This window comes from Bacillus sp. SB49 (assembly GCF_000469135.2).
Taxonomy (GTDB): Bacteria; Bacillota; Bacilli; order Bacillales; family Halobacillaceae; genus Halobacillus.
The window spans coordinates 3,373,303-3,393,032 of sequence record NZ_CP048117.1 but is presented as its reverse complement, the minus strand read 5'-3'; the positions used below and the strand labels follow the sequence as shown (position 1 = coordinate 3,393,032).

The 19,730-nt window shown below is 47.0% G+C and carries 22 protein-coding genes; 15 read left to right on the top strand and 7 right to left on the bottom strand.

Going from position 1 to position 19,730, the window contains the following annotated elements; all coding sequences use genetic code 11:
- Positions 1-4: 4 nt before the first annotated feature.
- The 7 genes from ribE to M662_RS17670 all read left to right on the top strand — a co-directional run bounded on the left by ribE (position 5) and on the right by M662_RS17670 (position 7,089).
- The gene (gene ribE, locus M662_RS17700) at positions 5-655 is read left to right on the top strand and encodes a riboflavin synthase (protein WP_162129319.1); all 651 of its coding nucleotides are present in this window, start codon (positions 5-7) and stop codon (positions 653-655) included.
- Positions 656-667: 12 nt separating this feature from the next.
- Complete coding sequence (locus M662_RS17695) at positions 668-1,861, top strand: bifunctional 3,4-dihydroxy-2-butanone-4-phosphate synthase/GTP cyclohydrolase II (protein ID WP_026577837.1); 1,194 nt, start codon at positions 668-670, stop codon at positions 1,859-1,861.
- A gap of 15 nt (positions 1,862-1,876) precedes the next feature.
- The gene (ribH, locus tag M662_RS17690; protein WP_008632226.1) at positions 1,877-2,344 is read left to right on the top strand and encodes a 6,7-dimethyl-8-ribityllumazine synthase; all 468 of its coding nucleotides are present in this window, start codon (positions 1,877-1,879) and stop codon (positions 2,342-2,344) included.
- A gap of 112 nt (positions 2,345-2,456) precedes the next feature.
- Positions 2,457-3,881 (top strand): cryptochrome/photolyase family protein, encoded by a 1,425-nt coding sequence (locus M662_RS17685; RefSeq protein ID WP_026577838.1) that lies wholly within the window; start codon positions 2,457-2,459, stop codon positions 3,879-3,881.
- Positions 3,882-3,903: 22 nt separating this feature from the next.
- Entirely contained in the window at positions 3,904-5,145 is a 1,242-nt protein-coding gene (locus tag M662_RS17680; RefSeq protein ID WP_008632228.1) for an aminopeptidase, read from the top strand.
- A 204-nt stretch (positions 5,146-5,349) separates the two neighbouring features.
- Entirely contained in the window at positions 5,350-6,366 is a 1,017-nt protein-coding gene (locus M662_RS17675; RefSeq protein ID WP_008632230.1) for an acyltransferase family protein, read from the top strand.
- Between the two features lie 60 nt (positions 6,367-6,426).
- Positions 6,427-7,089 (top strand): type 1 glutamine amidotransferase domain-containing protein, encoded by a 663-nt coding sequence (locus M662_RS17670; protein ID WP_008632231.1) that lies wholly within the window; start codon positions 6,427-6,429, stop codon positions 7,087-7,089.
- A gap of 80 nt (positions 7,090-7,169) precedes the next feature.
- Here M662_RS17670 and M662_RS17665 read toward each other — a convergent pair whose 3' ends face one another.
- Positions 7,170-8,522, bottom strand: a complete 1,353-nt coding sequence (locus tag M662_RS17665) for a YjiH family protein (protein ID WP_026577839.1) — start codon at positions 8,520-8,522, stop codon at positions 7,170-7,172.
- 199 nt (positions 8,523-8,721) lie between these two features.
- Here M662_RS17665 and M662_RS17660 point away from each other — a divergent pair, with 199 nt between their 5' ends.
- Entirely contained in the window at positions 8,722-9,693 is a 972-nt protein-coding gene (locus M662_RS17660) for a YbgA family protein (protein ID WP_008632233.1), read from the top strand.
- 1 nt (position 9,694) lies between these two features.
- On the opposite strand, the gene M662_RS17655 is transcribed toward M662_RS17660, so the two are convergent.
- Together M662_RS17655 and M662_RS17650 are read right to left on the bottom strand one after the other, a co-directional pair.
- The gene (locus M662_RS17655; RefSeq protein WP_026577840.1) at positions 9,695-10,561 is read right to left on the bottom strand and encodes a fructosamine kinase family protein; all 867 of its coding nucleotides are present in this window, start codon (positions 10,559-10,561) and stop codon (positions 9,695-9,697) included.
- A 26-nt stretch (positions 10,562-10,587) separates the two neighbouring features.
- Positions 10,588-11,478: a GNAT family N-acetyltransferase gene (locus M662_RS17650; RefSeq protein WP_008632235.1), complete on the bottom strand. Its 891-nt coding sequence runs from the start codon at positions 11,476-11,478 to the stop codon at positions 10,588-10,590.
- A 152-nt stretch (positions 11,479-11,630) separates the two neighbouring features.
- Here M662_RS17650 and M662_RS17645 point away from each other — a divergent pair, with 152 nt between their 5' ends.
- From M662_RS17645 to M662_RS17620, 6 genes are all read left to right on the top strand, one after another.
- Entirely contained in the window at positions 11,631-13,301 is a 1,671-nt protein-coding gene (locus M662_RS17645) for an ABC1 kinase family protein (RefSeq protein WP_026577841.1), read from the top strand.
- Positions 13,298-13,600 (top strand): phasin family protein, encoded by a 303-nt coding sequence (locus M662_RS17640; RefSeq protein ID WP_026577842.1) that lies wholly within the window; start codon positions 13,298-13,300, stop codon positions 13,598-13,600. Before M662_RS17645 ends, M662_RS17640 begins: the two co-directional genes overlap by 4 nt.
- Positions 13,601-13,703: 103 nt before the next feature.
- Positions 13,704-13,922 (top strand): hypothetical protein, encoded by a 219-nt coding sequence (locus M662_RS17635; RefSeq protein ID WP_008632239.1) that lies wholly within the window; start codon positions 13,704-13,706, stop codon positions 13,920-13,922.
- 129 nt (positions 13,923-14,051) lie between these two features.
- Positions 14,052-15,395 carry a sodium-dependent transporter gene (locus M662_RS17630; RefSeq protein WP_008632240.1) on the top strand — a complete coding sequence of 448 codons (1,344 nt, stop codon included), beginning with the start codon at positions 14,052-14,054 and terminating at the stop codon, positions 15,393-15,395.
- Positions 15,396-15,559: 164 nt separating this feature from the next.
- Positions 15,560-15,844: a YwdI family protein gene (locus M662_RS17625; protein ID WP_026577843.1), complete on the top strand. Its 285-nt coding sequence runs from the start codon at positions 15,560-15,562 to the stop codon at positions 15,842-15,844.
- Positions 15,845-15,859: 15 nt separating this feature from the next.
- Positions 15,860-16,228 (top strand): DUF423 domain-containing protein, encoded by a 369-nt coding sequence (locus M662_RS17620; RefSeq protein ID WP_008632242.1) that lies wholly within the window; start codon positions 15,860-15,862, stop codon positions 16,226-16,228.
- On the opposite strand, the gene M662_RS17615 is transcribed toward M662_RS17620, so the two are convergent.
- The 4 genes from M662_RS17615 to hemQ form a co-directional block, all read right to left on the bottom strand.
- Positions 16,225-16,473: a hypothetical protein gene (locus tag M662_RS17615; protein WP_008632244.1), complete on the bottom strand. Its 249-nt coding sequence runs from the start codon at positions 16,471-16,473 to the stop codon at positions 16,225-16,227. The two genes, M662_RS17620 and M662_RS17615, sit on opposite strands and share 4 nt — an antisense overlap.
- Before the next feature lie 68 nt (positions 16,474-16,541).
- Positions 16,542-17,006 carry a spore coat protein GerQ gene (gene gerQ / locus M662_RS17610; protein WP_008632246.1) on the bottom strand — a complete coding sequence of 155 codons (465 nt, stop codon included), beginning with the start codon at positions 17,004-17,006 and terminating at the stop codon, positions 16,542-16,544.
- Between the two features lie 21 nt (positions 17,007-17,027).
- Positions 17,028-17,450, bottom strand: a complete 423-nt coding sequence (locus M662_RS17605; RefSeq protein WP_026577844.1) for a cell wall hydrolase — start codon at positions 17,448-17,450, stop codon at positions 17,028-17,030.
- A 184-nt stretch (positions 17,451-17,634) separates the two neighbouring features.
- A complete protein-coding gene (hemQ, locus tag M662_RS17600; RefSeq protein WP_026577845.1) occupies positions 17,635-18,372 on the bottom strand; it encodes a hydrogen peroxide-dependent heme synthase in 738 nt (245 codons plus the stop codon).
- Between the two features lie 250 nt (positions 18,373-18,622).
- On the opposite strand from hemQ, the gene pta reads away from it, so the two are divergent.
- Positions 18,623-19,594: a phosphate acetyltransferase gene (gene pta / locus M662_RS17595; RefSeq protein ID WP_008632260.1), complete on the top strand. Its 972-nt coding sequence runs from the start codon at positions 18,623-18,625 to the stop codon at positions 19,592-19,594.
- Positions 19,595-19,730 lie beyond the last annotated feature (136 nt).

The following is a 19,730-nucleotide window of genomic DNA, read 5'->3' as shown; positions in this document are numbered from 1 at the left end:
AACAATGTTTACAGGAATCGTTGAAGAAATAGGAACGATGAAATCCGTAAAGAATAAGACGGAAGCGTTGGAAGTGACGGTCGAAGCAGATGTGGTAGTAAAAGATGTCCAGCTTGGAGACAGTATCTCGGTAAACGGCGTCTGCCTTACTGTGACAGGCTTTACGGATAAAACGGTAACCTTCGATGTCATGCCGGAAACCTACCGAGCGACGAATATTCACGAATTAAAACAGGGGAGTCCGGTGAATCTCGAGCGGGCCATGGCTGCCGTCGGGCGATTCGGCGGCCATCTAGTTTCCGGACACATTGATGGAACGGGCACCATCGTTTCCAAGAAGCCGGAGTCGAATGCTGTTTATTATGAGATTGAACTTCCGGACGAACTCATTCATTATTTCGTATATAAAGGATCGATTGCAGTCGATGGTACATCTTTGACGGTCTTCGGTGTCTCAGAGAACAAGGTGACGATATCCTTGATTCCTCATACGGTCGAGCATACAGTTCTCGGCGGGAAGGACCGCGGGGACCGAGTGAATATAGAATGTGACATGATCGGTAAGTACGTAGCCCATTTTCTAGGGGCAGAAAAGAAGCATGAACAAGCGGCTGGTATGTCGCAACAATTTCTTAAAGATAACGGATTTGCATAAGGGGTGAAAACTATGTTTGATTCCATAGAAAAAGCATTGGAAGATTTGAAAGCGGGGAAAGTCGTCATCGTTTGTGACGACGAGGACCGTGAAAATGAAGGAGACTTTATCGGAATTGCAGAACATGCGACTCCTGAGATGATCAATTTCATGATCAAATACGGCCGGGGTCTCGTCTGTGCTCCGGTGACGGAAGCGTTGGCTTCTGATCTCGAGTTGATGCCGATGGTCGATAGTAATTCCGACCCGAACCAGACGGCGTTCACGGTAAGCATCGACCATACCTCCACAACGACCGGGATTTCTGCAGATGAGCGGGCCCGGACTGTCAGGGAGATGTTGAATCCGGAGGCAACAGCAGCTGACTTTCAACGTCCAGGCCACATTTTTCCTCTGATTGCTAAAGAAGGCGGTGTCCTGAGAAGGGCAGGCCATACGGAAGCAGCGGTGGATTTGGCACGGCTGGCCGGAGCAAAGCCTGCCGGCGTTATTTGTGAAATCATTAAAGATGACGGAACGATGGCGCGTGTCCCCGATCTGCGGGAGATGGCCGACGAATTTAATATCCCGATGATCACGATTGCAGATTTGATCCAGTACCGCCATATGAAAGAAAACCACGTCAAGCGTGAGGTGGAGGTGAAGATGCCTACGGAATACGGAGATTTCCGGGCTGTTGCCTTCACGAACGATATTGATAATAAAGACCACATCGCACTTGTCAAAGGAGATATCGATCCAAACGAACCGACGCTTGTCCGTGTGCACTCTGAGTGTCTGACTGGAGATGTCTTCGGATCCTATCGCTGTGACTGTGGTCCACAGCTCCACAATGCATTGAGACAGATTTCTGAAAACGGAAGCGGTGTCCTGCTTTATATGAGGCAGGAAGGGCGCGGAATCGGACTTTTGAATAAGCTGCATGCTTATAAGCTTCAGGAAGAAGGCTTGGATACGGTCGAAGCGAATGAGAAACTCGGTTTCGGACCGGATCTTCGTGACTATGGCGTGGGTGCTCAAATATTAAAGGATCTTGGCATCACTAAATTGAGATTGCTGACGAATAATCCTAAGAAGATCTCCGGCCTCGGCGGCTTTGGACTTGAAGTTGTAGAAAGAGTCCCGATTCAGATGCCGTCCCGCAAAGAGAACGAGCGGTACTTGAAGACGAAACAATCCAAGATGGGTCATTTATTTCACTATTAGAAAGGGAGATGGAACATGGTTAAAACAATAGAAGGAAACTTAGTAGGAACTGGTTTGAAAGTGGGAATCGTCGTAGGACGGTTTAACGATTTCATTACAGGTAAACTGTACGAAGGAGCAGTCGATGCGTTCAAACGTCACGGTGTAGAACTGAATGATGTGGAAGTCGCCTACGTACCGGGTGCTTTTGAAATTCCTCTTGTAGCCTCCAAGATGGCGAATTCAGGGAAATATGATGCAGTCGTCACCCTTGGTGCTGTCATCCGCGGATCTACTCCGCACTTCGACTATGTATGTAACGAAGCAGCAAAAGGAGTTTCCCAGGCATCGAACCAGAGCGGTATCCCGGTGATCTTCGGTGTCATTACAACAGACACAATTGAGCAGGCAATCGAGCGTGCGGGTACGAAAGCTGGTAATAAAGGTTGGGAAGCAGCCACTGCGGCGATCGAGATGGCTACATTGATGAAGCATTTCGAGTGATTTAATACACCAAGAGCTGTTCAGTTCCATCTGAGCGGCTCTTTTTTTATACGTCCGGTTTATGGCTTTTATTAAAAAGGAAAGGATAATAGAGAAGGAGTGGAAGAGAACAATGACAAAGAGAGCGGTCTGGTTCCGCAGAGACTTACGATTACAGGACAATACAGCATTAGCGAAGGCTTTGGAGCATACAAAGGACGGGGATGAACTTCTCCTGTTCTTTCATATACACCCGGCTTTAAATGAATCATTTACAGCAAGGCATGATTATTTCTTCCAAACCCTTGCATCTTTCGTTGAAAAAGCAGAAGATGCCGGGGCGCCGGTTCATTTTATTACAGGGGATACAGAAGATGCATTTGAAAATTTAATCGAAACTGCCGGGATCGAAATGGTTTATTTTAACCGAGACGAAACAGGGTTCGGCTATGAGAGAGATAAGCAGGTCGAGAAATACGTAACGTCTCTGGATGTCGACGTCTATCATTACTTGGACCACCATATTCATGGTGCCGATGAAGTGAAGAAGCAGGATGGCGGTTTTTACAAAGTTTTCACTCCTTATCTGAAGAAGTGGAAGCAGCTTCCGAAACCGGCGGTGCAGAAAGTCGATGATGAGTTACTGAAGAAAGCTGCCGTCGATGAGCGTGCCTCGTTCAAGGAAGGGGAATCCGCGTATGCTGATTTGCTCGAAAAAATCAAAGCAGATTTCGGCGGTGTCGGGGAAGCAGATGCGTGGGCACGTCTGGAACAATTCCTTGATGCGGATATTTACGATTATGACGAGCGCCGTGATTTCCCTGCGGTCGATGGGACAAGTCTGATGTCCAGGTATTTGAGGACCGGTGCCATTTCTGTACGCAGTGTCTATCATCAGATCCATGACCAGGTCGACTTCCGTAAGAAAACGGAAGGAGTGGAAACGTATATATCCGAGCTTGCCTGGCGTGATTTTTATAATATGATTTATCACTTCTATCCGAATGCACATGATGAAGAAGTAGTAGAAAAGTATCAAGGGATTCCCTGGAATAATGACGAAGACGTATTGGAGCGTTGGAAAGAAGGAAGGACCGGATTTCCTATCATTGATGCGGCGATGAGGCAGTTGAACGAGAGCGGCTGGATGCACAACCGGCTCCGTATGGCGGTTGCGTCGTTTTTGACGAAGGATTTGCTGATGGATTGGCGGAAAGGCGAACGTTATTTCCAGGAAAAACTCGTCGATTATGATCCCGCCTCCAACATCGGGGGATGGCAGTGGGCAGCTTCAACCGGAACGGATCCGGTCCCATATTTCCGCGTATTCAACCCGACCCGGCAGTCCGAAAGGTTCGATCCACATGGGCGGTTTATTAAAGAATGGCTGCCGGAGCTGCGGGACGTCCCGAAGAAGTATATCCACGAACCAGCGAAGATGCCGGAAAACGAACAAGAGAAAGCGAAGTGTATGATCGGGGAGGATTATCCGGAACCGATGGTTGATCATAAACGAATGCGTGAGAGAGCGATTCAATTATTCAAAGATAAATCATAACAGTCTTAGAGGAGGTATATAGATGAGTTTTCAGAGGAAACTGGAAAAATACGCAGATATTGCTTTAAAGAAAGGTGTTCATTTACAGCAGGGACAGGGGCTGATCATCAACGCCCCTATCGAAGCAGCTGATTTCGTGCGCACCATCGGGGCGAAAGCATACGGTAGAGGAGCTAAGGACGTCCACATGGAGTGGAGCGACGAAATGTTGAATTACATGAAGCTTAAGAATGCCCCGATGGAAGTGCTGGAACATTTTCCGGAATGGAAAGCAGAAGGGCTGAGGCAGATGGTGGCAGACGGCTACGCTCTTCTCAGCATTTATGGGCCGGACCCCGACCTTCTTAAGGATGTGGACTCGGAACGCGTGGCGAAAGCGAATAAAGCGAGTGCAGAAGCGTTGACCGAGTATCGGGACTACGTTATGAATGACAAAACCACCTGGTCTGTCATCGCTTATCCACAGAAAGCGTGGGCAAAGAAAGTGTTCCCTGACGATTCAGCCGACAAAGCGCAGGAAAAGCTGTGGGAGCAGATCTTCCATATTACGAGAATCGATCAGGAAGACGCTGTACAGGCATGGGAAGACCATAATGACAGGCTTCGAAAAATCCGTGAATTCCTGAATGGAAAGCAGTACAAGAAACTCCACTACAAGGGACCCGGCACGGACCTGTCCATCGAACTTGTGCAGGATCATATTTGGCACGGGGGATCAGCTGTTTCTGAAGGAGGGGTTGAATTCAACCCGAATATCCCGACAGAAGAAGTGTTTACCATGCCTCATAAAAACGGAGTGCAGGGGACGGTGACAAGCACCAAGCCTCTTAATTACGGTGGGAATCTGATTGATAATTTCACACTGACTTTCCAGAATGGTATGGTGGTCGACTTCTCTGCAGAGTCGGGAGAAGAGACGCTGAAGCATTTATTGGAAATGGATAATGGGGCGAAACGGTTAGGGGAAGTTGCTCTCGTACCTCATGAGTCTCCGATCTCCCAGTCCGGACATATATTCTTTAACACACTTTATGATGAGAATGCCTCCTGCCACTTAGCACTTGGAAAGGCTTATCCGACGAACGTAGCAGGCGGATCCGGCTTTACAAAAGAGCAGATGGATCATCATGGTGTTAATGACAGTCTCATTCACGAGGACTTCATGATGGGTTCCGGGGCGCTGGATATTGATGGAGAAACCCATGATGGAAGTTATGAACCTATCTTCCGCAAAGGAGCATGGGCCATTCCCCTGGAAGATTAATCAAGGAAAGACACCCCGTCGGACGGGGTGTCCTCTTTCTTTTTTGACGGATCATTTACAAACACTTTCCATCCTTGACATTCGTATTACAGTTCATTTAAATTGTGATGAATACCGCTTGGATTGTTCATAAATGTGGTAACAATAGGGTAGAGATAAATTACTGAGACAACTTTTTCTATTCATAAAGAAGGGTGAGACCACATGAAGCGTGATGCTTTTTTTGACAATGCAAAGTTGGTGTTGATTTTCCTTGTCGTTTTCGGACATTTGATACAGCCGTTCACCGGCGATTCCAGACCTATGTACACCCTTTATACATGGATCTATACGTTTCATATGCCTGCATTCATTTTCCTTGCTGGATTCTTTGCGAAAGGCTCCGGCGAGAAGGACTATATTATGAACTTAGCGAAGAAGCTGATTCTTCCTTACTTGATATTCCAACTCGTTTATACCGGGTATTACTTCTTCATCGGTAAAGAGTCTGAATTGACCGGTATTTTCTACCCGCACTGGTCCCTGTGGTTCTTGTTCAGCTTGTTCTGCTGGCATATTCTCCTTTACTGGTTCAAGAAGGTACCGCCGATTCTCGGGGTGGCGATTGCCGTCCAAATCGGAGTGGTGGTTGGATACTTTACGGATATCGGTCACCATTTCAGCTTGTCACGAACATTCGTATTCTTCCCGTTCTTCCTTGCTGGTTACTGGTTGACGAAAGATCATGTGAAGCAGTGGAGAACGCGAAGGGTAAGAGAAATCAGCCTTGTGATTATGGCCTCTGTCGCTGTATTGATTGCGATGTTTCCGGAGATCAGTTCCGGATGGCTGCTAGGTTCTAAGTCATATGAGGTACTCGGCAGTCCGGAAATGGGCGGTATCGTCCGCTTGGGAATCTATGTTTTAGCCGGAATTATGATGGTCAGTGTTCTTTCCTGGATACCGGGAAAAGAATTCCGTCTCACTTACTTGGGCGGAAAGACCCTGTATGTCTACTTGCTCCATGGCTTCTTCATCCAGTTTTTCCGTCAGGCCGGCTGGTTTAAGGTCGATAACGTATTCGACGTGCTCGGTCTCGCGATTATTGCGGCAGCTATCGTATATCTACTGTCCAGCAGCATAATCAGGACGTTGACCCAGCCGCTGATCGAAGGACGCTTCCAACTGATTAAGAAATGGTGGAGCCGTATGGTAAATAAAGATTCCACCTTCCAATCTTAATGATTGAAATGCCTGGACTTGCGAATAATAGGAAAGATATTTGCAAGGAGGGGTACAGATATGACGAAAAAAATCCTGATGATTGTAACGAATGCCGATCGTATGGATGGGAACGAAACGGGACTCTGGTTATCTGAATTCGTCGAGCCCGCCACCGCATTCATGGAGGAAGGCTGGGAAGTAACCGCAGCCAGCCCTCAGGGTGGACGGCCTCCCATTGATCCGAACAGCTATAGTAACGAACTTCCCCGGTTCTGGGACGGTGTGATGGAACCCATCCATGATACGGTTCCGCTGGGCGCTGTGGATCCTACGAAATACAGTGCTATTTTCTTATGCGGTGGACACGGGACGATGATTGATTTTCCTGCTAATGAGCATTTAGAGGAACTGCTTCGGCATTTTCTAACCGAAGGGAAAGTTATCGCCTCTGTCTGCCACGGGCCGGCCGGATTTATCGGAGTGAAAGACCACAACGATCAGTTGCTCCTGGAAGGTCGGAAAGTGACCGGATTCACAAATGAAGAAGAAGAGAAGACGGGGCTTGCTTCTGTCGTGCCGTTTTCTCTGGAAGACCGCATGAATGAATCCGGTGCCGTGTTTGATAAGGGGGAGGACTACAGCGATCATGTCGTTGTCGATCTTCCGTTTATCACCGGGCAGAATCCTCAATCCAGCTTAAGTACGGCCCAAAAAATTATAGAGGAATTGAAAACCCGCTGAGTGTGATCTCAGCGGGTTTTTTAAGTACATGCATGTATGAAAAAACCGCCGAGAGAGAATTCTCGGCGGGAGTTAGGATTTTAGAACAGGAAATGTGCAATTAGTGTAATGATCGGAAGTGTAATGATGGTACGTTCAAGGAAGATAATGAACAAGTCCTTCATATTGACCGGCACCTTCGATCCGAGCAGCAGCCCACCGACCTCAGACATATAGATCAACTGAGTGACGGAAAGTGCAGCAATGATGAATCGTGTCATTTCACTTTCGATGGAAGAACCGATAATGGCAGGCAGGAACATATCGGCAAATCCGACGAGAATGGTTTCTGATGCTTCTTTAGCATAAGGAACCTGCATGAGCTCAAGTAATGGGATAAACGGTGTTCCAATCCATGCAAAGAATGGAGTGAATTCGGCTACCACTAGAGCCAGCGTCCCTAGAGCCATGACAATCGGGGCGACACCCATCCACATGTCCAGGATGTTCTGCGCTCCCTGTTTGAAGAAGTTGGCGAGGCTTGTAGACTTGCTTCCTCTTTCTACGGCTTTGGCATAGCCGTAAGTGAACAGATTGTGGTGTTCGGGTACTTCTTCGTTCTGGTCTGCTGGTTCCTCTGTAACATAGGTGTCCGCTTTGCGTGAGAGCGGAGGAATACGCGGCATGATTAAAGCAGCGATAAATCCAGCAGCGACGACGGTCAAATAGAATGGTATGAACATATCTACCAGCCCTACTTCTTTAATGACCACAAGGCTGAAGGTGATGGATACGACAGAGAAGGTCGTCCCGATGACGGCAGCTTCCCGTTTAGTATAATAGCCTTCTTCGTATTGTTTACTTGTCAAAAGGACGCCGATGGTTCCATCTCCGAGCCAGGATGCGAGGGAGTCAATCGAAGATCTTCCCGGCAAACGGAACAACGGCCGCATAATCTTCTGCAGCACGACGCCGAACATTTCGAGCAGGCCGTAGTTCAATAAAAGCGGCAGGAACAAGCCTGCGAACAGAAACACGGCAAATAAGACGTGGAGCAGGGAATCGAGCAGCATGCCTCCGGTATTCTCAGAGGTGATGGCCTCCGGGCCGATTTGGAAGTACACCATAATGGCGAAAATCATTCCTAAAACACGAGTAAATGCCCAAACGGGTGACACATTAAATAATGATTGGAAGAACGGTTTATCCTCCAATGCATTTGGTCCTGCCAGCTTCGTCAAAATCGTGCCGATGGCAGTTATCGTAATAATGATCGTCATGATCAAGGATAAGTAATCAGCTAAACCTGTCTCGACCCATCCAGCCAGTATGGCGATAGGAATCGTAATCGCGCCGTCTTCGCCGGAGATCGGGAACATAAAAAGAAAAATACCGATCAGGGACGGAATGATGAAGCGCAGGTGTGAAGTAAGCTTAAAGTCTCTAGCTTTCATCCGGAATCTCTCCTGTCGTTCAGTGTTGTTTTATTTATAAGCATTTGAGAATAATTATACAGCATTATCTATTCTATTACGTTTTGGGACAAAAACCAATAGGAAATTTGTAGAGGATCGTCCTTGTATGTTTATCTATTGGGGAAATGAGGAATTTCTGCTAATACTACAGACTTTAATTAGAAAAAGAGGGATTATTGTGAAAGAATTCGTTGTTCCCAAAGTTGTCGTGAGCCGCTGTTTGGAATTTGATGAAGTGAGGTACAACGGAGCGGTCATTCCGGATAAAGCAGTCCAGCGGATGGCTCCGTATGTAGAGTTCGTGCCGGTTTGTCCGGAAGTGGAAATCGGGCTTGGAGTGCCCAGGGAGACGATCCGTATTGTCGGAGGAGAGAAGGAAAGACTCGTTCAGCCGAAAACAGGAGAAGATTTGACGACAGGAATGAATGCTTTTACGGAATCTTTTCTGAATAGTATCGGCAGTGAGGTGGACGGGTTTTTATTGAAGAATCGTTCTCCGACATGCGGTATGCAGGATGTGAAAGTCTACTACGATATAGACCATCCGCAAGTGTCTGGGAAGTCGTCCGGTTTCTTTGCGAGGGGAGTCCTAAAGAGGTATCCTGGTCTTGCCCTGGAGGAAGAAGGACGCTTGAAGAATTTCACATTAAGGCATCATTACTTTACGAAATTGTTCACGCTGGCCTCTTTCCGGAAGATGAAAGCACACGGGCAGATGAAGGACCTTCAGAAATTTCATTCTTCCAATAAGTACTTGTTCATGGCTTATCATCCCGGGACGTTGAAAAAGATGGGGAGAGTGGTTGCCAATCATGATCATCTGTCTATACAAGGTGTGTTCCATGAATATGAACCGCTGCTTTATGAATTGATGGCAGAGCCGGCAAAAGCTGCGTCACATATTAATGTTTGTCAGCATATCGCCGGGTATTTCAAGAAGGAGCTTTCGGCAGAAGAGAAAGAGGACTTCCAGACGCTGCTCAAACGATACAAAGAAGAGAAGGTGCCGTTGAGTGCGGTGCTGAGCGTATTGAATACATGGACGGTCCGCTTCCGCAGCGGGTATTTAAAAGACCAGACGTATTTTGAGCCGTATCCATCTGATCTCTTGGAAATATCGGATTCAGGAAAGGGCAGGGCCTATTCCTGAATCACCCCGCATAGTGTTTCAATATTCTGTCGACCTGTCCACCGTAGCTCTCCCCGAATATATTCAAATGTACGAGCAGGTAGAAGAGTTGATAGATCGGTTTGGTATCATGGTAGTGTGGCGGAAGGTCCGCAACCTCCCTGTAATGGTGGAGGAATTCAGAAGGGAATCCACCGAACAATTCCGTCATGGCAAGATCAAAGCACGGGTCTCCATACAGGACGGAAGGATCGATCAGGCAGGGAGAGCCGTTTTCATCCGCCATCCAGTTTCCTCCCCAGAGATCACCGTGCAGAAGCGAAGCCTGCGGATGTGCTGGAACCCAGCGGTCAAGGAAGGCAATCAGCTGCTCGAGCCGGCTGCGGCGCTGCCCTGTGATTCTTCCGTTTGATATGCCATATTGCAATTGGCTCTTTAGCCGGAAATCCGCATAGTAATCCGTCCAGGCAGAGCACCAATCGTTGGGCTGGTCGAGCTGGCCGACAAAGGTCGGTTCACCGAATCCGTAAGCTTCTCCTGTCTGCTTATGCATTTGGGCAATCTGTCTTCCGAGCTCGGAGGCCGGCTTCAGCTTTCCTGAATGAATCCATTCCATAGCAAGAGCTCCTGGTTCTCCGTTCTCCGGTTCATCAAAATAATACACTTCGGGCACCCGTATCGAACGACTTTCCCGGATCCGCTTTAATCCTTCCGCTTCTACTCGGAAGAAGTGAGAGGGGACCTGTTGATTAAGCTTAAAGAAGTAGTCCTGCTTCTCCGTTTCTACAAAGAGGGCTTCGTTAATATCGCCGCCGCTTACTGTATCAATCGTCATGATGGGAGCGTCATCATCCAATTTCCTTAAGATGTCACCCACGAGTTCCTTCATTCGTTCCCCTCCTGAAACATCATTTTTTAGTGAATGGTTTGCGTTACTGGTTTTGTCGCTTTTTGATAAGCCCGTATCGTATGGATATCCCGGAACCCAAACTGTTCATAAAGCCTGGCTGCTTGTCTGTTATTCGTCCGTACAGAGATAGTGACTACGTCGAGTTCCAGTGCGTAGAAAGCATATTGGAGCGCGTGTTCCATCAAAGCAGTCCCGATTCCGTTCTCACGGTATTCGCGCCCGACGTTGACGAAGCATATTTCCCCTTCCTGTTCTTCGGCAATGGTTTCAAAGTATGTGTACCCTGCAATGGTTCCATCGGCTGCATACCCCCATAAATGATTGCCGTCCTTTTCTGATAAGCGCAGCATCTCTTCTGTCGTATAGTAGGAGGCCGAAGGGTGAAGTTTATCCAGTGCGGTGTAGTCATCGCGAAGAATTTCAACGATCGCTCCGTCCTGTTTGTCGGAAGGGTAATAACTGGATTTGTGCAAAGCCAGAGTGCGTTCTACGTTATAGAGATCGAAGGCGTGTTTCTCCGCAAAATCGACAAGTGCTTCGTTCGCCTCAAAACAAGCTAGTTTTACAATGTCAAAGTGAAGCTGAACAGTAAGAGAAGCTTTGTCCCACAATTTCTCAATGACCAGCTCCTGCTGATGAAGAGCGAACGGACCGAGAAGTCGGCACAGCTTCTGTTCGAAAAAAGGCAGAATCCCAAGGAATCCTATGATTTCATCCCCGTCCCAAGCCACATAAGCGAGCGGTTCCTGAAATTGTGTCAATGTCCATATTTGTTCGAAAATTTCGTTCGCATCGGATGCCATCCAAGCAACATAGTGATGGTCCTGTTCATTCATCCGATGGAGCCAACCGGCGACTTTATGTAGTTCTCTTACTTCCAGTTCCCGAATCTGCATGCTTGCTCCTCCTCCTGTATATAAACAAATTCTTACACATCACCCGTCTTTTTTGCAACTGTGACACTGGTCTTGTCTTTCATCTTTCTTCCATATATGGATGATTGATTCAACAGAGATGGGGGAATGATAAAGTACATAAGAACGGGGGGATGGAACTTGTGGAGCGTATGAAGTACATATCCATATACAGGATTACCGTCATCGTTTGGATGTCCATGAAATTCCTGATTCGCATCTACTGGTTCGAGAAGCGTCACAGGATATGGGATCAGGATACGAAGCGTAAATGGGAAGAAATGCTATCAGATCAGGCAGAAGAATATAGAAGAAAAGCGGTGCATCTTGGTGGGCTTCTGATAAAATTCGGGCAGTTTTTGAGTTCCAGAGGAGATTTGCTTCCTTCTTCTTTCATTAAGGAGCTGGAAGGACTTGTGGACAGGGTGGAGCCCGTTCCATTCTACCGATCCAAAGAAACGATAGAAGAAGACTGGAACGCATCGGTCGATACACATCTGTCTACAATAGAAGAAATACCGGTCGCATCTGCTTCCATAGGGGAAGTGTATAAGGCGTACTTAAAAGACGGCACTCCTGTGGCAGTCAAGGTACAGCGCTATAGAGTGAAAGATACGTTCCGGATGGATTTCCGTGCCTTGAAGATCGTTTTCTGGATGTTGAATAAGTTTACGGTCTATGGGAAGAAAGCCGATTTACCAGCCCTGTACAGGGAGGTCGTCCGAGTCATCAGCAATGAGCTTGATTTTACAATGGAGTTGGAGAATGGCCGTCATTTCAAGAAAAGGTTTGGAGACTTTCCATCTGTCTATATTCCGGAATATTACAGCGATCTTTCGACTAAACGCGTACTTGTGATGGAATGGGTGGAAGGAACGAAGATCACGGACCTTTCGTTCATAAAGAAAAATGGAATAGACCGGGAACAGATTGCTCGTACGCTCTTTGATTTAAGTATCGCCCAGTTTCTTGATGCAGGCATGTTTCATTCCGATCCTCATCCAGGGAATCTGATGCTGAAAGCAGATGGAACGGTCGTTGTCATCGACTTCGGTATGGTTGGTGAAATCAAACAGGAAGATGCTGATGCGCTGAGGACGATGGTGCAGGGATTTATTTTGGATGATTACGATAGAGTAATTGAGGCGTTGCAGGAGATGGACTTTCTTCTCCCTAATGCAGATACCGAGCGGGTGAAGAAGCTGCTTAAGCAGACGACAGAGATGTATTTAGACGGGAACTTTGACAAGTTGGATGCGCATATGATGAATGATATGCTTTCTGATTTACAGCAATTTGTCAAAGATCAGCCGATTCAGCTTCCAGCTGACTATGCATTTTTAGGTCGGGCGACTTCTATTATCATTGGTGTCCTCAGTGCCGTTTATCCGAACATCGACTTGATTCAATGGGGGAGACCTGTCATCAAACAGTGGGTGTCGGGCGACGGATCGAATGCCTCTTTGTACACAGAAGTCATTAAGGAAACCGTTCGTCCTCTGTTATCGTTCCCACGTGCGCTGATCGAGTACTTGGAGGATGGCGACAAAGAAAGAGAATGGAAGAGCTATCATCAAAGAAATCGCCTGTTCCATCAGCTTTATTTGGTTTACACGGCTTTTTCGTTTCTTATATTCGTGTCAGGGGTAGCAGCCCTGTATTACACACTTGTTGTCCCTGTTCTTCCGAGCGTGTGGATCAGCGGCGTTTTTATGGGAGTCGGGTTGCTTGGATTTTTCATTTGTTCCATTAAACATGTCCGGATGTTGAAGGGTATTCATCATAATAGGAGGGATGAACAATGAGCGATTTATTGAAGAAAGGATTCCATTTGGGAATCGGTGCAGCAATCAGTGGGAAAGAGATGTTCGAAAAGATGGTGAACGAAATGGTGAAGCGGGGAGAAATCAGTCCGACTCAGGCGAAATCCATGGTGAATAATTGGATTGCCAAGGGAGAAACGAAAGATAAAGAATGGAATGATCAAGCGAAAGCAAGAATGCAGGATCAATTCAAAGAGCTAGGATTTGTTTCGCGGGAAGAATATGAAAAGCTCGAAGCCCGCATTCAAAGGCTGGAAAACTTCTATTTGGATAATAAATGAAACGAGATGCCTGCTCCGGGGAAAGGAGCGGGCATCTCGTTATTTCTGGGAAAGGGAAGCTGTGCTATGATGCAGTCACAAGTAGAAAAGGAGGAGGATCGGGATGGACAAGATCAATTGTTTTAAGTGCAGGCATTTCCGAACGACATGGAATCCGGCCTTTCCCAGATCTTGCAGCGCCTATGAGTTTAAAACGAAGGAATTGCCTTCCGCGTATATACTCCGTACAACCGGGAGCAGCTGCATGCAGTTCCAAGAGAAAATGACGCCTAAGAAAGAGAACAAAGCGCGGCAGGCTTCCAGAATTGATCTGCGCCTGTAAATAATGAGAAATTTCAGAAATCTAGAGGAATTGCCGATGTTTTGTGGTATGCTGATGAATATTTCGACATGCAGAAAAGAAAGATAATAAGGTTCATCCGTTGCAAAAACAGAAGGGGTTGGTTGGAAAATGGTGAGAGAGAAATGGGGCTCAAAGCTCGGGTTTATGCTCGCGGCAATGGGCTCGGCTGTCGGGTTAGGTAATATATGGAGATTTTCTTATGTAGCAGGTAATAACGGTGGGGGAGCTTTCCTGATCCTCTACTTAGCTTGTGTACTGTTGATTGGTGTTCCGTTGCTGTTAACAGAAGTGAGTATCGGCAGAAAGGCGCAAAGTGATGTTGTCGGCTCCTTCCGGAAGCTCGCTCCAGGTACGCCGTGGTTCGTTACGGGCTTTTTCGGAATCGCCAGTGCATTTTTAATTCTTGGATTTTATGCGGTTGTTGCCGGATGGGCGATTTTTTACTTCTGGATGTACGTGAACGGATCGTACTTTACCCAGCCGGATATTGGGTATGATGGTGCGTTTGGTCAATTTATCAGCAATCCTTGGCAGCCAATTTTATGGACGGCCTTATTCATGATGATTACGATCGTGATCGTTCTTGGAGGAGTAAAGAAAGGCATTGAAGGAGCGAACAAAATTTTTATGCCGCTTCTGGCAATCATTCTGATTATTCTTGCTTTCTTCAGTCTTTCTCTGGACGGAGCCATGGAAGGAGTGAAGTTTCTCTTCCAGCCGGACTGGTCGGCATTCAGGGATCCTTCCATTTATTTCGCTGCTCTCGGACAGGCTTTCTTCTCCCTGAGCCTGGGAATGGGCGGGATGCTGACATACGGAAGCTACTTGTCTAAAGAAAATAAACTGCCGGGAGCTATTGTCGGCATTGGTTTGATGGATACCTTCTTTGCGGTCATTGCAGGGTTGGTGATCTTTCCGGCCGTATTCGCCTTTGCCATTGATCCGAGCTCCGGACCGCCTCTGGTCTTCATTACGCTTCCTAGTATTTTCGAACAAATGCCGTTTGGCGGGATGATCGGAATCATATTCTTCCTGGCTCTCATCCTTGCTTCCTTATCTTCTTCCGTGTCTATCCTGGAAGTACCGACTGCCTACTTCATGCGTGCATTCGGCTGGAGTCGCTTTGCGACGAGTATCGTGATGGGATCCATCATGTTCATCCTTGGTATTGCGGTATCCTTAGGATTTGGAATCTGGTCAGGCATAACGCCGATCGGGGATTTGAATATTCTTGACTCCATGGATTACGTAGCCTCTAATATTCTTCTTCCGCTGGGCGGCCTTTCCATGGCGCTCCTTGTCGGTTGGTATTATAGGAAAGCGGACGCTCTGGAATCAACGGATTTGACTGGATCATCCATCGGAGGTTTGTGGTATATCATTGTGAAATTCATAGCGCCGATCATCATCATCCTGATCTTCTTGTATCAGATCGGCATTATACAGTTTTGAAACAACCCCCGATGCATAATCGGGGGTTGCTCTATGTTCTTCTGCTTTAGGCGGGAAGCTATTCTTACAAATTATTGAAACCTTTCATAGATGGAAAGACAGGGATGTTACAGGCGTGTTAAACTACGACAGAGGATCTTTTTTAGAAAAAGGAGTTTGAATATATGGCCATCACGAATCAAACAGTGCTTAAGAAAATGTCGAATGAAATACAGGAAGCAATGCTTCAGTATGGGGACGAGCAAAAAGTACGCGAGCATGTCCGCTCGATCCGCCTGCTGGCCGATTTGTTATTGGAAGAGGAGCCGGTAAGAACGGAAGCACCTGTCCAGGAGCCGACGGCAGAAGAAGTCCGTCGTATGATGGGGGTCGATGCACCAAGCCGTCCGGATCAACAAAAGAAAGTCGATCACGGGGAGGCGAACGGGCCCTCGATTTTTGATTTCTAAGAAGGGATGAATGGAATGAAAATCTTTTTGGTATTAGCGATTATTAATGGTTTTTTATCCGTGGCACTTGGAGCATTCGGAGCCCACGGATTGGAAGGGAAAGTTTCGGAGAAGGGCTTGGAACAGTGGGGGAAAGCAGTCGATTATCAAATGTTCCATACGATGGCATTGTTTGTTACCGCTCTGTTAATGAGCAAAATCCAGACGGGTGCGATGACAGGGGCCGGTTGGTTTTTCTTCATTGGAATTATCCTGTTCTCCGGAAGCCTCTATATTTATGCGCCGACCGGGATTAAGACATTTGCAATGATTACACCGCTCGGCGGGCTGTCATTCCTGATCGGCTGGATTCTGCTCGGGTATGCAGTCATCAAACATGTTTAAAAATAGAGAAGAGTCGTAAACAGAAAAATTATTACAGCACAGGTAAAGTGGATGATCATATTCACTTTCTGCTCGCGAGCTTTGTCAATGAGTGCTTCAAATGCGATACTGGCGGCAAGAACATAGAACATCAAGAGGAGGATCCAGCGGTGCTCCAGCTGAAACAGTCCGACTACAATGAGCACGACGACAAGTGCCAGCGCACCAAGCTGAGCTCTCTGGTAGCTTTCATATGGGGACTTCATAGCCTCACCCTTTTCGCTTAATAGTTAAAAACTCGCTACGAATAGCGAGTTTTTTTTGATTGGTTCTGTCATCGAGGGTTGTATTGAGCGAATCCGGCGGAAGAGCCTCCGAATGGAAGGTTATAGTTTATTTCTTCATCAAAGGTGATGTAATCCAGATAAATCGTCAATAGTAAGTATCGCTTGCCTGTTTGTGGATCGCTGAGAATAATGTGATCCCGTCCAGCAGCTTCTATGATTCCTTTGAATACCTTAGCATTCCATTGATCGTTGTTCTCGAATGTCATGTAAACAGTCGCCTCTTTGCCGGCGTTCAAACGGAGAATATTCTCGATATAGGATTCTTCCGACGGCAGCATGTTCGGTGGGTTGATACTGCCTGAATATGTCCCGGGCTGGACCTGCGGAGGCTGCATTCCTCCCTGCCCCTGTTGAGGGTAATAATACATGTACGGATTCTGCCCGTAGAACGGGGCTTGACCCTGACCGTACATCGGTGCACCTTGCCCTGATTGAGGTTTATTCTGTGCCATTTAAACCACTCCTTCATGGATTTAATATACGCTTGGACAGTCAGCCCTTGTCGGTGAATAGAAGCAATGGGACTTATATCTTCCAGTGTTCCATTGACCGTACCACTGAGCAGGGCAGTCTCCTTGAGGTCGGAAGAACCATAAGGAGTTGGTTGCAGGATGGAACCGCTCCCCGCGGATGGTTCGGCGGGCCAGTCGGATGTCCTTCTCCCTGGCTCTTTGGTAGAAATAACCCTTTTGGGTGGCTTCAAAGCCGCCCGGGCTCTGGTACACCATGTCCCGGATTGAATCGATATTTGTGAAGTCGATGCAGTCGCCGCGGACACGGTTGACCCCTGTATTTCCCACCATCAGCATGCCTAATTGTCCGTCCCCCTCGGCTTCAGCCCTCATTAATCTCGCCAGTAACTTAACGTCCGCTTCTGTAAAGGGAATGACGGCCATGCTGTCACCTCACTTCAAATAAGGCATGTTTGCATGTTCTTTAACACTATATGACCAGCCCTGAAAAATAATGATGACTTTTCCATGTGGGCCTGGAGAGGGGTTAGAGGTTAGTGGAGGAGGGCATAAAAAATCCGAACCCCCCTTACAAAGGGAAGGTTCGGATATATCGTTCATTTTTCAATCAAACTTCCAAAAACTGATCAAGCGCTTCAGGCTTGAGGATGTTACCGATATAGAAGGAACCGAAATCGCCGTAACGGGAAGTCACTTCATCAAACCGCATCTGATAGACGAGTTTTTTGAATTGAAGCACGTCGTGTGCGAAGAGGGTGACGCCCCACTCCCAGTCATCAAAGCCGATGGAGCCCGTGATGATCTGACGGATTTTCCCTGCATATTGACGGCCTGTCATCCCGTGTGCGTACATGAGCTTGGCGCGCTCGTCTTTTTCGAGTACGTACCAATTATCGTTGCCCTGACGGCGCTTGTCCATCGGGTAGAAGCAAATGTGGTTCCACTTAGGGAGGGTCGGTTTCAAGCGTGCTTGAATTTCTGGATCTTCTTCGTTGGTATTCCCCATATAATTGGAAAGCTCAACGACCGAAACGTAGGAATAGGCTGGTTTTGTGAATTCAGCCAGCTTCGATTTATTAAAGGCTGTTTCTATCTCATTCAATTCTTCCATTGTCGGTCGCAGGATCATCATCATAAAGTCCGCTTTTTGGCCGACGATCGTATATAAGGCGTGGCTGCCTTCTTTGTTCTGCTCGGTGTTTTCCCATTTGGTGATCAATTCCTGGAATTCGCGGGCCGCCTGTTCCCGTTCTTCGGTGGATGCGTACTTCCACGCTGTCCAGTCGATGGAACGGAAATCATGCAAGCAATACCAGCCATCCATTGTAACTACTGCTTCAGGCATGGGATCAATCGCTCCTTTATAGTAGGGTGTGTGGTGTTTACTTCCTTTCTCAATATAACATAGATGAAAGGTCCGAGATAACGAAACGGTGGATGCTCACGGAATTGTCAAGGTTGCGTATCAATAAGTGACAAATAGGGTAAAGTTATAAAATGAAATCGCTTCAAAAGGAAATTTTCTCTCGTACCACTTTCATTTAAACACAAAAGGTCTTATCATATATAACAGAATGAAAATTGGAGGGACAAACATGAGTAACCTATTTGATACTCTGAAAGCTAAAATTGACGGTAAAGGCATGAAAATCGTATTCCCTGAAGCAATGGACGAACGTATTCTTACAGCAGTAAGCCAGCTTGGTGCAGACGGCCTAGTGAAACCTGTACTAGTCGGAAATAAGGATAAAGTAGAACAGAAGGCTTCTGAAATCAATGTAAATATTGACGGAGCAGAAATTCTTGATCCTTCTGACTACCCGGAATATGATGAAATGGTTGCTAGCTTCGTCGAGCGCCGTAAAGGAAAAGCGACAGAAGAGAAAGCTCGTGAAATCCTGCAGGACGAGAATTACTTCGGAACTATGCTCGTGTACATGGGCAAAGCTCACGGCCTGGTCAGCGGTGCGGCTCATTCTACGGCAGACACAGTACGACCTGCCCTGCAGATCATCAAGACAAAACCAGGAATTAAGAAGACTTCCGGTGTGTTCGTAATGGTAAGGGAAGAAGAGAAGTATGTGTTCGCTGATTGCGCGATCAACATTACGCCGGACAGTCAGGACCTTGCAGAGATCGCCCTTGCGAGTGCTGAAACAGCGAAACTCTTCGATATCGACCCTAAGGTAGCGATGTTGAGCTTCTCTACGAAAGGATCTGCAAAATCTCCGGAAACGGAAAAAGTATCCGAAGCGCTTCAAATTGCTAAAGAGCAGAACAGTGAGTTGGTTATCGATGGGGAATTCCAATTCGACGCAGCCTTCGTTCCATCTGTAGCCGAGAAGAAAGCTCCGGATTCTCCACTGAAAGGCGAAGCGAATACGTTCGTATTCCCAAGCCTTGAAGCGGGTAACATTGGATACAAGATTGCTCAGCGTCTTGGTAACTTTGATGCAGTAGGTCCAATTCTACAAGGATTGAATCAACCAGTTAACGACCTTTCCCGTGGTTGTAATTCAGATGATGTCTACAAACTGGCAATCATTACTGCCGCTCAATCTGTATAATAGAAACAAACAACGACAAAGCCGGCCATCGTGCCGGCTTTTTTTGTTGTAGTATTTAGCGAGGTGGCACTTTCCACTAGGAAGGAGATATCCTCTTTGCAATGTCATCGGGGAAGTCGATGGAAACGATCCATGT